Annotated in this window: 10 protein-coding genes; 3 read left to right on the top strand and 7 right to left on the bottom strand. The window is 66.5% G+C overall.

Annotated elements, in window-relative coordinates; genetic code table 11:
- Positions 1–11: 11 nt before the first annotated feature.
- Positions 12–686, top strand: a complete 675-nt coding sequence (locus DRW48_RS07200; protein WP_114075818.1) for a phosphatase PAP2 family protein — start codon at positions 12–14, stop codon at positions 684–686.
- 8 nt (positions 687–694) lie between these two features.
- Here DRW48_RS07200 and prfB read toward each other — a convergent pair whose 3' ends face one another.
- From prfB to DRW48_RS07185, 3 genes are all read right to left on the bottom strand, one after another.
- Positions 695–1,822: a peptide chain release factor 2 gene (prfB, locus tag DRW48_RS07195; protein WP_114075817.1), complete on the bottom strand. Its 1,128-nt coding sequence runs from the start codon at positions 1,820–1,822 to the stop codon at positions 695–697.
- Positions 1,823–2,026: 204 nt separating this feature from the next.
- On the bottom strand, positions 2,027–4,570 hold the full coding sequence (locus DRW48_RS07190) for a penicillin-binding protein 1A (protein WP_114075816.1): 2,544 nt from the start codon (positions 4,568–4,570) through the stop codon (positions 2,027–2,029).
- A 103-nt stretch (positions 4,571–4,673) separates the two neighbouring features.
- Positions 4,674–5,903: an N-acetylmuramoyl-L-alanine amidase family protein gene (locus tag DRW48_RS07185; RefSeq protein ID WP_241963408.1), complete on the bottom strand. Its 1,230-nt coding sequence runs from the start codon at positions 5,901–5,903 to the stop codon at positions 4,674–4,676.
- Positions 5,904–6,065: 162 nt separating this feature from the next.
- Here DRW48_RS07185 and DRW48_RS07180 point away from each other — a divergent pair, with 162 nt between their 5' ends.
- On the top strand, positions 6,066–6,821 hold the full coding sequence (locus DRW48_RS07180; RefSeq protein WP_114075814.1) for a DsbA family protein: 756 nt from the start codon (positions 6,066–6,068) through the stop codon (positions 6,819–6,821).
- Between the two features lie 159 nt (positions 6,822–6,980).
- Here DRW48_RS07180 and ispG read toward each other — a convergent pair whose 3' ends face one another.
- The 3 genes from ispG to hemA form a co-directional block, all read right to left on the bottom strand.
- Positions 6,981–8,108, bottom strand: a complete 1,128-nt coding sequence (gene ispG / locus DRW48_RS07175; RefSeq protein ID WP_114075813.1) for a flavodoxin-dependent (E)-4-hydroxy-3-methylbut-2-enyl-diphosphate synthase — start codon at positions 8,106–8,108, stop codon at positions 6,981–6,983.
- Positions 8,109–8,203: 95 nt separating this feature from the next.
- Positions 8,204–9,472, bottom strand: a complete 1,269-nt coding sequence (locus tag DRW48_RS07170) for a helix-turn-helix domain-containing protein (protein WP_114075812.1) — start codon at positions 9,470–9,472, stop codon at positions 8,204–8,206.
- A gap of 114 nt (positions 9,473–9,586) precedes the next feature.
- Complete coding sequence (gene hemA, locus DRW48_RS07165; protein WP_114075811.1) at positions 9,587–10,816, bottom strand: 5-aminolevulinate synthase; 1,230 nt, start codon at positions 10,814–10,816, stop codon at positions 9,587–9,589.
- Positions 10,817–10,976: 160 nt separating this feature from the next.
- Here hemA and DRW48_RS07160 point away from each other — a divergent pair, with 160 nt between their 5' ends.
- Positions 10,977–12,365 carry a M20/M25/M40 family metallo-hydrolase gene (locus DRW48_RS07160; RefSeq protein ID WP_114075810.1) on the top strand — a complete coding sequence of 463 codons (1,389 nt, stop codon included), beginning with the start codon at positions 10,977–10,979 and terminating at the stop codon, positions 12,363–12,365.
- 116 nt (positions 12,366–12,481) lie between these two features.
- Here DRW48_RS07160 and DRW48_RS07155 read toward each other — a convergent pair whose 3' ends face one another.
- Positions 12,482–13,225: a YebC/PmpR family DNA-binding transcriptional regulator gene (locus tag DRW48_RS07155; RefSeq protein ID WP_114075809.1), complete on the bottom strand. Its 744-nt coding sequence runs from the start codon at positions 13,223–13,225 to the stop codon at positions 12,482–12,484.
- Positions 13,226–13,281: the final 56 nt, after the last annotated feature.

Here is a 13,281-nt window from a genome sequence, read left to right as displayed (position 1 = left end):
GGGGTCCGCCGATGAGCGATGAGGAAAAGCTGCCACCCAAGGCGAGCCAGCAAAAGGTGGAGGCTGCCGTCGAGGAGGTGACGGAGACCGACGACGACGCCGGCATTGTCGAGCGCGTCCATGCCGCCGATGTCGCGGCCTCGGTCACGGCCGGCGAATATCGCGAAACTCCTCTGATCAAGGGCCTCGGGTTTCTCAGCGAGATCAGCGACCAGCCGCCGGCCTTCACGCTTGCCGGTCTCGCGGCCGTCGGCGGCGTTCTGGCCGGTCGCCCGCGGCTGGCCGAGGCTGGCTTTCGCTGCCTCGCCTCCCTTGGCGTTGCGACCGCAAGCAAGGCTGTTCTCAAGGCGTTCATTGTCCGCACCCGGCCCTTCGTGCTGATGGAGCGTGGACATTACGAGACCGGCCTGAACGGGCCAAATGACGGGCCGTGGAATAGCTTTCCGTCAGGACATACTGCCAACGCTGTCGCGGCGGCGTGCGCATTGTCACGGGTCAGCCCGGAAAACGCCCCGCTGCTGAGCGCGGCGGCAGTCGGAATCGGTGCAATCCAGGTACCGCGCGGTGCGCATCACCCAGTCGACGTGGTGGCGGGGGCGATGGTCGGCTGGGCGGCAGAGGCGGTCGTGAATGCTGCCTGGCAACGGCTCTTCCCGCCGCGCCAAGGTCCGCGGCGACGCAGCTAGCGCCAGCGTCAGTCCTCGGCGTTGGCCTCGGCCCGGCTTTTGCCAGAGACGTCCAGCGCCAGTGTCGCCGCCATGAAAGCGTCAAGGTCGCCGTCCAAGACGCCCTGCGTGTCCGAGGTTTCCACCGAGGTGCGCAGGTCCTTTACCATCTGGTAGGGCTGCAGCACGTAGCTGCGGATCTGGTTGCCCCAGCCGGCATCGCCCTTGGCCTCGTGCTGGGCGTTGACGGCGGCGTTGCGGCGATCAAGCTCCTGCTGGTAGAGCCGCGATTTCAGCGCGTTCATCGCGATCTCGCGGTTCTGGTGCTGCGATTTCATGCTGCTGGTCACGACGATCCCGGTCGGCAGGTGGGTGATGCGCACGGCCGAGTCGGTGGTGTTGACGTGCTGCCCGCCCGCGCCAGAGCTGCGATAGGTATCGATCCTGATCTCACTGTCGGGCACCACGATCTCGATATTGTCGTCGACAACCGGATAGACCCAGACGCTAGAAAAGCTGGTGTGGCGGCGCGCTGCACTGTCATAGGGGCTGATGCGGACCAACCGGTGCACGCCGCTTTCAGACTTCAGCCAGCCGTAGGCATTCGGGCCGCTGATCTTATAGGAGGCGCTGCGGATGCCGGCTTCGTCGCCCGCGGTTTCGGACTGCAACTCGACCGTGTAGCCCTTTTTCTCGGCCCAGCGGACATACATGCGCGCCAACATCGAGGCCCAGTCGCAGCTTTCCGTGCCGCCGGCGCCGGCGTTGATTTCAAGGAAGGTGTCGTTGCCGTCGGCCTCGCCGTTCAGCAGCGCCTCCAGCTCTTTCTGGGCGGCTTCGGCGGCCAGGGCCTTCAGCGAGGCCTCGGCCTCGGTGATGATCTCGGCGTCGCCCTCAACCTCGCCCATCTCGATCAGCTCGACATTGTCGCGCAGGTTCTGGCCAATGCGGCGATAGGTTTCGACGGCGTCATGCAGCATCTGGCGCTCGCGCATCAGCTTTTGCGCACGGGCCGGGTCGGACCACAGATCGCCATCCTCGATCATGGCGTTCATCTCTTCCAGACGGTGGGGCGCGGTGTCCCAGTCCATCCGCTGCGCCAGAAGCTTGAGCGACTTTTCGATGGCATCGACGGTGGCTTCGGTCTCGGCGCGCATGGGCGGGGCTTTCGCTGGCGGAAAAACGGACGGCGGGTGATAACGCGCGCGGCGGGACGGGGCAAGACAGGCGCAGTGGCCGGCAGAGGGCACCCGCCAACGCTTCGCGCTAATGAAGAGGATGAGGGGCCTGGCGCAATCCTCGCGCGTCCGCCGCCAGTTCCTGCCGCGGAGGCTGATCCGCCCACCCTCTCGGGCCGCGGATCAGTACAAGCCACCCGAGGAGATTGTCCCGAAATCGGCCTTCTTGGGGATGACCTTTTTCTTCCCCGTCGAGGTAGTGATTTGTTGCGCGCCGCCGTCGCCATCGGCACGCGCCGGTAGCACCCCGGGTGTTCGCTGGAATCCGCCATCGACGATCCGCGCCGGCGCTGACCAGTTGGGATCGCTGCCGTTGCGGAAATATTCGGCGATCACGTTGTCGCCGGTGGCGTTGTCGGACAGACGCGCGCCGCTGTGGCGGTCGATCTTGACGAAGTGACCGCCGGGCGGGACGCGGAATCGGGTGCCACCATATTTCTGTATGGCCTTCTTCATGAAGGCGTTGAACACAGGAACGCACAGCGTGCCGCCAAAGGCGTGCTGGCCCAGGCTGCGCGGCTGGTCGTAGCCAAGGTAGCAGCCCGCAACCATGTTGCTGGTATAGCCGATGAACCATACGTCCTTGGCGTCGTTGGTGGTGCCGGTCTTGCCGGCAACAGGAACCGGAAGGCGGACGCCCTTGCCCGAGCCGCGCTTGACCACACCCTCCATCATCGAGGTCAACTGGTAGGCGGTCACCGCGTCCATCACCCGCTCGCGGTCCGAGGTGATCTGTGGCGCCATGCCGGGCGGCAGCGCCGGCTGATCGCAAGTCTGGCACACGCGTTTGTCGTGGCGATAGATGGTGCGGCCGCGACGGTCCTGCACGCGGTCAACCAGCGTCGGCTCGACCCGCTCGCCGCCATTGGCAAACATGGCATAGGCCGCGACCATCTTGAACAGCGTCGTTTCCTGCGCCCCGAGCGCGTTGGCGAGGAACGGTGAGAGGTGATCGTAGACGCCGAACTTTTCGGCATATTTCGCGACGACCTTCATCCCGATGTCCTGCGCGATGCGGATCGTCATCAGGTTGCGCGATTGCTCGATGCCGGTGCGCAGCGGCGTGGGTCCGTAAAACCCGCCGCCCGAGTTCTTGGGCGCCCACAGGCCCTGGGGCGTGTTCACGGTGATCGGCTCGTCCGCAACGATGGTCGCGGGGGTGTAGTTGTTGTCGAGTGCCGCGGCATAGACGAACGGCTTGAACGAGCTGCCAGGCTGGCGCTGGGCCTGGGTCGCGCGATTGAACACCGAGGACTGGTAGCTGAACCCGCCCTGCATCGCGTAAACGCGGCCGCTGTTGACGTCCATCGCCATGAAGCCGCCCTGAATCGCCGGTACCTGGCGCAGGGTCCAGCGGATGAACTTGCCGCTGCCGTCCTCGGTCATGGCGCGCACCAGGACCACGTCGCCGACCGACAGCAGATCGCTCGCGGTCTTGGCGCGCGGCCCCAGCTTGCCGTTGGCACCCCGCTTCCGCGCCCACTGCACGTCCTTGGCGGGCAGCCAGTGGCCGTCTGCGTCCTCCTCGATCCCCTCGATCCCGAGGCGCGCGTCGGTGTCGTTCAGCGCCAGCACCACGGCCGGGTGCCAACCGGGAATGTCGCGCGGCACCGGCGTCGCATAGAGGGCGCCGCGCCAGCTTTCCTCGCGGCCCAGCTTGTCGGCGGCGATGGCCCGGCCGGTCCCGCGCCAGACGCCGAGGCCGCGGTCATAGCTCTCGAGCGCCGTGCGCAGGGCGTCCGCAGCGATCTGCTGCAACTCGGGCTCGACCGTCGCGCGGATCTGCAGGCCGCCGCTGAAGAATTCCTCTTCGCCGAATTGCTGGCTCAACTGGCGGCGGATCTCGTCGGTGAAATAATCGCGTGGCGGCAGGCTGTCACGGAAGGCGGGATAATCGCCGGCCTGGACGGTGCGCATCGGCAGGCGGGCCTCGGCCTCGTAGGTCGCCTGGGTCAAATAGCCGTTCTGCCACATCTCGCGCAGCACGTAGTTGCGCCGTTCGGTGATGCGCTCGCGGTCGCGGATCACGCTGCGCGACGGGGCCTGAGGCATGGCCGCCAGCATCGCCGCCTCGTGCGGCGCCAACTGGTCGAGGGTCTTGTTGAAATAGCTTTGCGAGGCGGCAGCCACGCCAAAGCTGTTCTGGCCGAGGAAAATTTCGTTCAGGTACAGTTCGAGGATCTGGTCCTTGGACAGCGTGCGCTCCAGCCGGGTGGCGAGGATCAGTTCCTTGACCTTGCGCTCGATGCTGCGGTCGCTCGACAGCAGGAAGTTCTTCATCACCTGCTGGGTGATGGTCGAGGCGCCGCGCATCGCGCCGCCCCGCAGGGCCTGCGCAAAGGCCCCCGCCATGCCGCGCGGGTCATAGCCGTGGTGGTGGTAGAAGTTCTTGTCCTCGGCGCTGACGAAGGCCTGCTTGACTGAATCAGGGATCTCGTCGATCGGCTGGAAGATCCGCCGTTCCTCGGCGAATTCGTCCATCAGCTTGCCCTCGGCCGAATAGATCCGGCTGATGGTCTTGGGGCTGTACTGCGCCAACTGCTCGTGACTGGGCAGGTCGCGCGAGAACATCCAGAAGATCGCGCCGATGATCAGCGCCAGAAATACGGCGCCGGTGACGAACCATGAAAAGATCGCCCCGATGAAGGACAGTACAAAACGAAACAACAGACCAGGCCCCCAGCGCGATAGGGCCGCTATAAACGCGGGGGGCGGGCGCGTCAAAACAACCTTTCGCGCAATTGGGGCCCCGTCTTTGCTGGCCTGAGCCCTAGCGCCGCAGCAGCGGATCGCGCAGCTTGTCGTCCTCGGCCCAGGCGACGACGGCGCGGGCGATGGCCCCGCTCAGTTCCGCGCGCCAGACGGGATCGGTCAGGTTGGCCCGGTCGGCGGAATCGCTGAGAAAGCCCGTCTCGATCAGGACCGAGGGAATGTCGGGCGATTTCAGCACGCTGAAAGCCGCGCCCTTGACCGGCCGCTTGCGGATCGCGATCCGGCCCAGCGCCAACTCGCTCAGCACGAACTGCGCAAGGTTCTGGCTGCGCGGCAGTGTATCGGTCTGCGCGATGTCCATCAGAACCCCGGTGACCTCGTCGTCCTGCCCGGCCAGGTCCATGCCGCCTAGCAGATCGTCCCGGTCGTGACGTGCCGCCAACTCGCGTGCGGCCCGGTCGTCGGCCTCGCGGGTCCAGGTGAAAACTGCCGCGCCCGCGGCCGCGCCCGCAGGCAGCGCATCGGCGTGCAGCGAGATAAAGGCGTCCGCCCCGGCCCCCCGTGCCGCTGTCATCCGCCGCTCGAGCGGCATGAAGCGGTCGTCGGGGCGGGTCAGGGTCACCTCTACGCCGCGTTGCTGCAACGCCGCCTGCACCTCGCGCGCGACTTGCAGCATCATCGCAGCCTCGGTGATGTTGCCGCTGACGGCACCCGGATCGCGGCCGCCGTGACCGGGATCGAGGGTCACGCGCAGCGGCCCCGGTCGCCTGACCGAGGGCGGTGCGACCGCCGCCGGCTGGGGCAGATCCCACAATTGCGGCAGCGCCGAGCCATGGCCCTGGGGCTGGAACAGATCGGCCGCGACCGGCGCAAGGCGCACGGCGAGGCGCGCGGTCTTGCCCGGCGCGGCGTCGGTCATGGTGGCCGCTGTCACCGCCATCGGCGCCGGCAGCGGCACGACCACGCGCATGCGTCCCGGCCCCGCCGGCCCCCAGCGCAGGCCCGGCACGATTTCGGCCGCGCCCGGAATGACCTCGGCGTCGCCGGCACCTGATCCGGGGGCAAGCAGGTCAACCACGAGCCGCACCGGGTCAGCCAGCAAGGCGACACGCCAAGGCGCCGACCGGTTCAGGCGCAACTCGATGAGCAGCGGCCGGGGCTTTCCAGGCCGGCCCTCGGCGATGACGGAAGAGGCTGCACCGTCCAGGGTCACGGGGGCGGTGTCACGCGGCGGTGCGGCGCGAGCCGGCGCTGCCGCCAACAGCAGCACGGCCGCGAGTGCAGCCAATCCCCCGATCAATGCCCTTAACACCGCGTTTGCCCGAGTTTGCCGTTTTCCGGTCTATCCCAGCCGCGCCCGCGCCGGTCAAGCGCTCACGCAGCCGTGTGCTTGTCATCGCGGGGCGTCGGCGTCACTGTCCCCCGACCCCTGAAACTGAGGATTGTTCCGATGAAACGCCTGGCGCTCGCCGTCCTTCTGACCGCCGCCACCGCCCTGCCCGCCGCCGCCTTCGATCCGGCCGCCATGTCGGAGCAGGAACGCGAGGCCTTTGGTCAGGCGGTGCGCGAGTACCTGATGGCCAATCCCGAGGTGCTGATCGAATCGATCAACGTGCTGGAGGAGCGCCGTGCGGCCGACGAGTCCAAGGACGACCGCCTGCTGGTGCAGCACTTCCAAGACGAGTTGCTGGAAGACGGTCATAGTTGGGTCGGTGGCAACCCGTCGGGCGATCTGACCATGGTCGAGTTCGTCGACTACCGCTGCGGCGTCTGCCGGCAGGTGTTCGCCTCGGTCGAGGATCTGGTCAAGAGCGACGGCAATATCCGCATCATCTACAAGGACTTGCCGATCCTCGGCCAAGATAGCGACACGGCCGCCCGCTTTGCGATCGCGGTCAAGCAGACAGCCGGCGACGAGGCCTACAAGAAGGCGCATGACAAGCTGATGACCATGCGCGGCAATGTTACGCTGGATGCGCTGAGCAAGCTGGCGGCCGAGATCGGGGTCGACCCCAAGCCGGTGATCGACGCGATGAATACCGAGGCGGTCACAGCCGTCATCCGCGCGAACCTGCAGCTGGCGGAAAAGATGAAGATCGCGGGGACCCCAACGTTCGTCGTCGGCCCAGAGCTGCTGCGCGGCGTTCCGCATGGTGGGTTGGAGCCGGTTGTCGAGGCGGTGCGCAAGGGTGCCAAGGCGGGCTGAGAAGGGCGGCGACGGGCTCACTCGGCTGGCGTCTCAGCGGACTGCTCGACAGCTGCTCATTCGGCGGCGGTTCGGACGGGGGCGGCTCACCCTTCCTCTGCTTGCCTCGACCGGTTTGGCCGTCGCTCGGCTCACTCCGCGGCCCCGCGCGCCCCCAGCTTATTCGGCTGCGGTCTCGGCGGGTGCGGTCGACAACTGCTCGGCCCGTGCCTCGACCAGTTCGACGATATGGTCGATCATCTGCGCGTTCGACATCTTGTGGCTCTGCCGGCCGGCCATATAGACCATGCCGCTGCCCGCCCCGCCCCCGGTAAAACCGACGTCCGTCATCAGCGCCTCGCCGGGGCCATTCACCACGCAACCGATGATCGACAGGCTGATGGGGGTCTTGATGTGTTCCAGCCGCACCTCCAGCGCCTCGACCGTCTTGATGACGTCAAAGCCTTGGCGCGCACAGCTGGGGCAGCTGATGATCTGCACGCCGCGGGTGCGCAGCCCCAGCGATTTCAGGATCTCGAAGCCGACCTTGACCTCCTCGACCGGATCGGCCGACAGGCTGACGCGGATCGTGTCGCCGATGCCGGCCCAGAGCAGCGAACCCATGCCGACGGCGGATTTCACCGTGCCGCCGCGCAGGCCCCCGGCCTCGGTGATGCCGAGGTGGATCGGCGCATCCGTCACCTCCCCCAGCGCCTGATAGGCGGCAGCGGCGAGAAACACGTCTGATGCCTTCACGCTGATCTTGAATTCGTGAAAGTCGTTGTCCTGCAGCAGCTTGATGTGGTCCATGCCGCTTTCGACCATCGCGTCGGGGCACGGCTCGCCATATTTTTCCAGCAGATGCCGCTCAAGGCTGCCCGCGTTCACGCCAATGCGCATCGAACAGCCGTGGTCCTTGGCAGCCCGCACCACCTCGCGCACCCGAGCAGAATCGCCGATGTTGCCAGGGTTGATCCGCAGGCAGGCGGCACCCGCCTCGGCGGCCTCGATGGCGCGGCGGTAGTGGAAATGAATGTCGGCGACGATCGGCACGGGGCTTTCGCGGCAGATCTCGCGCAGCGCGCGGGTCGCCGCCTCGTCAGGGGCAGAAATGCGGACGATGTCGGCCCCTGCATCTGCAGCCGCAATGACCTGCGCCAAGGTGGAGCGCACGTCACCCGAATCCGTGTTCGTCATGGTCTGAACGCTGATCGGGGCATCCCCGCCTACCGGAACCCGCCCGACCATGATCTGCCGCGACTTGCGCCGGACGATGTTCCGCCATGGACGGATCGGGTTCAGGGACATGACGGCACCTCGCGGCAGCTATTCGCTTTGGGCACAGATAGGTTGTGCCGACCCGCCCGTCCACCCGGCCCCCCGGACGTGATGACCGGTCCGGCCTAGTCGGCGACAGCATCCGGCGCGGCTGTTCCGTCACCCGCCAAGGGCGCGACCGAGGCGATTGCTACCATCGAGGCCAGTTCGGGGTCCTTGGCCAGATCCGCCGCGGCGTATTTGGTGGTCAACGCAGTGGGCGACAGCTCGATGTTCTTCACAACATTGGGCCCGGGCGCAGCCGGACCGAAAGTCTGGCCGTTGACTGCGAAATAGATTGCGCCAGAGTTGCCCGAGCGCAGAACCGGCGGCGTCTCCAGCTTGGGCAGTGCGAAACGCTCGCCAGCGTCCAGAGTCTTTTCCAGGATCACGGTGCCATCGGCCGAAGTGACGCGCACCCAAGCCGGCCGCGCCGCCAGAATTTCAACCTCCGCAGCGTCGGGCGCCACGGTGCGGACCTCGCCGGCGGCGAGTGTCGTTCCGGCAACCGTGCCCGGTGCGCCCCCCTCGGGGAGTTGCGGGCCGCTGGCCACCGCTTGCTGGCCGGGGGCAGCCGCGGGATCCGCCGCCTGGGAGGGGGCTTCGGGCTGGGTCAGGCCGGGATCGATGGCAGCGATTGGGCTCTCGCGCCGGGTCAGGACCGGAACCTCCAGCGCTTGGGGGCGATAGACCCGGTCCGACACTTCAGGGCGCGGCAGGTTCACGGCGAGTTCGGTTTCGCCCTCACCACCCGCCGGCAGGGTCACGTCTTGCGCAGGATCAAGTGCCGCGACGACGCCGGGCGCCTGATCGACCGGAGTCAGGTTGACCTTCTGCACCTCTTGAAGGACGGCATAGCCGCCATAGGCAAGCCCGCCGACCAGTGCGATCAGCACGGCCAACGAGCCTATCGCCCGCGGCTCGATCTGCGACCAGAAGGATTCGGGCTGTGGCAGGTAGATGGCGCGCGGGTTGGCCAGCGCCTCGGCGACATCGGTCGGGCGGCGTTGGGGCTTGGGGCCCGACGCGGCCGGTGCCATGCCGTGGACCGGCTGATACCCCGATTCCTCGCAGAACCGCCGAAAGGTCCAGTCGGAATCCATGCCGAGGTAGCGCGCGTACGAGCGCACGTAACCGGCGATGAAGCTGGGGGCGTCAAAGGCCGAAATATCGCAATTCTCGATCGCCGCGATATATGATGCACGGATGCGCAGCTCGCGCTGCACATCCAGCAGGCTCTTGCCCAATGTGGCCCGCTCGCCGCGCATGACGTCACCGAGCTTCAGCTCGAAGTCATCAAATCCGGGCGCAGCCTGCACCTCATCCTCCGCCGGGGAATCCGCCCTCAGCTTCATACGACTGCTCAATCCTCTGCCCCTTGGGCTAGTTCCCCCGAATCGGAGGCTGCCATCTAATGATTAAGCAGAGGTTATCACAGCGCCGAGAGTGCCACAGCCTGAAGTTGCCGATCAGGCGACCGCTTCAGCGCGATTTAGCGCACAGCGTGACCACAATGCGTCCATGGCCCGGACAAGGCGGTCGATCTCTGGCGGGGTGTGGATGGGCGAGGGCGTAAAGCGCAGACGCTCGGTCCCGCGAGGCACGGTCGGGAAGTTGATCGGCTGGACGTATATGCCGAACTCCTCCAGCAGCATGTCCGACAAGGCCTTGCAGTGGACCGGATGGCCGACATGGACCGGCACGATGTGGCTGCCATGATCGATGATCGGCATGCCAAGGCCCTTGAGACGCATCTTGAGGATCCGCGCATGCAGTTGCTGCGCATCGCGCAGACGCTGGCCCTCGGCCGTCTTCAAAAGCGCGATCGACGCCGCCGCGCCCGCAGCCACCGCCGGCGGCAGAGACGTGGTGAAGATGAAGCCCGGCGCATAGCTGCGGATCGCGTCCACCATCTTGGCGCTTCCCGTGACATAGCCGCCGAACACGCCGAATGCCTTGCCGAGCGTGCCATTGATCAGATCGATCCGGTCCGAGAGGCCGTCGCGCTCGGCCACGCCGCCGCCGCGCGGGCCGTACATGCCTACTGCATGGACCTCGTCGAGATAGGTCAGCGCGCCGACCTCTTCGGCCAGTTCGACCAGTTCGCGGATCGGGCCGAAATCGCCGTCCATCGAATAGATCGATTCGAATGCGATCAGCTTGGGCGCCGCCGGGTCATCCGCGGCGATCAACTCGCGCAGGTGGGCGACGTCATTGTGGCGAAAGATGCGCTTGGCCCCACCATTGCGCTTGATACCCTCGATCATCGAGGCGTGGTTCAGTGCGTCCGAATAGATGATGAGGCCCGGAAACAGCTTGGGCAGCGTCGACAGGGTCGCATCATTGGCGATGTAAGCGCTCGAAAAAACAAGGGCAGCTTCCTTGCTGTGCAGGTCGGCCAGTTCGGCCTCCAGCCGCTTGTGATAGACCGTGGTGCCCGAAATGTTGCGTGTGCCGCCCGAGCCAGCGCCGGTGGCGTCCAGCGCCTCGTGCATCGCCGCCAGCACGGCGGGCTGCTGGCCCATGCCAAGGTAATCATTGCCGCACCAGACGGTGATTTCGGCCTCGGCGCCGTCGGGACGGGTCCAGACGGCCTGCGGGAACTGGCCGTTGCGCCGCTCGATATCGATAAAGGTGCGATAGCGCCCTTCTTCATGGAGACGACCGATGGCCTGATCTAAGGCGGCGTCAAAATCCATCGCGGGCTCCCTTGCCTGGCTTGCTGGGGGCGATCATGCTGACCGCGCGGTGTCGTGCCTTGATAAGGATCAGGCACACAGAAGGACAGGTCAATATTGTCGCATCCCACGGACAACGTTGGATTTTTGACCGACTAAAACAGTCAGGAAAGGAAGAACCATGGCAGCTGGCCAAGGCATCACGCAGGTATTGGAGCGCCTAGACACGGGCCTGCCCGACGCGTTGGAGAGGTTGCAGGCGTTCCTGCGCATCCCCTCAGTCTCCACCGAACCGGCGCATGCCTGCGACGTGCGCCGGGCGGCGGAATGGCTGCGGGACGAACTGACCTCGCTGGGCTTTGACGCCAGCCTGCGCGAAACCGCGGGTCACCCGGCCGTCGTCGCCCACTCGCAACCCGGCGAGGGGCGCAAGCTACTGTTCTACGGTCACTATGACGTCCAGCCGGTCGATCCGCTGAACCTGTGGGACCGCCCCCCGTTCGAGCCGCAGATCGAGGATACGCCCGAAGGGAGGGTGATCCGCGGGCGCGGGGCGGCGGACGACAAAGGCCAGTTGATGACCTTTGTCGAGGCATTCCGTGCCTGGCGCGATGTCCACGGCAGCCTGCCGCCGAACCTGACGCTACTGATCGAGGGCGAGGAGGAGGCCGGCTCGCCCTCGCTTGACGATTTGCTGCGCGCCAATGCGGACGAGTTGCGCTGCAATCTGGCGATGATCTGCGACACCGGCATGTATGCCGACGGCCGCCCGGCGATCACGACCCAACTGCGCGGGCTGGTCGGCGATCAGATCACCGTGCGCGCCGCCGACCGCGACCTGCATTCGGGCAGCTTCGGCGGCCTTGCCGCCAACCCGATCCAGCTGCTGGTCAACGCCCTTGCCACCATCAAGGACGAGGACGGCCGTATCACACTGCCCGGCTTTTATGACGGCGTGCCCGAGATCGGCAACGAGATGCGCTCTGACTGGGAGGCGCTGGCATTCGATCCGGCCGAGTTCCTCGGCCGCGTCGGCCTGCGCAATCCCGTGGGCGAGCGCGGCCGGACCGGGCTAGAGATGGCCTGGGCCCGCCCCACGTTCGAGATCAATGGCATCATCGGCGGCTATACCGGGGACGGCTTCAAGACCGTGCTGCCGGGCGAGGCGCATGCCAAGGTCAGCTTCCGCCTGACCGGCACGCAGGACCCAGCGCCGATCCGCGAAGCGTTCCGCGAGCGTATCCGCTCGATGATCCCCGATGATTGCACGGTCACATTTGAGGCTCACGGCGCCTCGCCGGCCAGCGTCATGGACATCTCGGACCCGGCCTTTGCCGCGGCGAAGGCCGCGCTCAGCGAGGAATGGGGCCGGGATGCGGCCTACATCGGGGCCGGCGGCTCGATTCCCGTGGCCGGGTCGTTCAAGACGCTGCTGGGGATGGATTCGATGCTGATCGGGTTCGGGCGCGACGACGACCGCATCCACAGCCCGAATGAGAAATACAACGTCGCGAGCTTTGCCAAGGGCGCGCGCAGCTGGGTGCGCGTGCTGGACGCCGTGCGCGGCTGAGAAAAAGGCGGGGCGCCGCGGGGCGTCCCCCCTGCCCGGCCGGATTACTCCGCCGCGACTGCGACCCCGTCGCCGATCAAAAGCGCCGGCCCCGCCACGCGCGGCCTGACCGGGGTTTATTCCAGCGCGGCCGCGACCTCGTCGCTGATCTCGAAGTTGCCGGTGACGTTCTGGACGTCATCGTCCTCTTCCAGCGCGTCGATCAGCTTCATCAGCTTGACCGCCGTTTCCAGGTCGACATCGGTCGCGGCCTGCGGGCGCCAGATCAGCTTTGCGGTTTCGGACTCGCCCAGCGCGGCCTCGAGCGCGGCCGACACCTCGCCCAGATCGGTATCACCGGTCGTGATCCAGTGGCCGTCCTCGTCGGTCGAGACATCCTCGGCCCCGGCCTCGATTGCCGCCTCCATCACTGTGTCGGCGTCTCCGGCGGACAGCGGATACATGATCTCGCCCTTGCGATCGAACATGAAGGCCACGCTGCCGGTCTGCCCCATGTCACCGCCATACTTGGTGAAATAGCTGCGCACGTTGCTGGCGGTGCGGTTGCGGTTGTCGGTCAGCGCCTCGACGATGATGGCGATGCCGTTCGGGCCGTAACCCTCGTAGCGGATCTCATCGTAGCTCTCGGCATCACCAGCCTGCGATTTCTTGATCGCGCGGTCGATCACATCCTTGGGCATCGAGCTGGAGCGCGCTTCCTTGACCGCCAGCCGTAGGCGCGGGTTCTTGTCGGGGTCGGGATCGCCCATCTTGGCCGCGACCGTGATCTCTTTCGAGAGTTTCGAGAACAGCTTCGAGCGCAGCTTGTCCTGCTTGCCCTTGCGATGCTGGATGTTGGCCCATTTGGAATGGCCGGCCATGGGAACCTCGTTGAATGGAAAGCCGGCGCACCGTCAGGGCGCGCCAGTATCATGCC

Source organism: Paracoccus suum, from assembly GCF_003324675.1.
Lineage (GTDB): Bacteria > Pseudomonadota > Alphaproteobacteria > Rhodobacterales > Rhodobacteraceae > Paracoccus > Paracoccus suum.
This window is presented reverse-complemented; position numbering and strand designations above follow the sequence as displayed.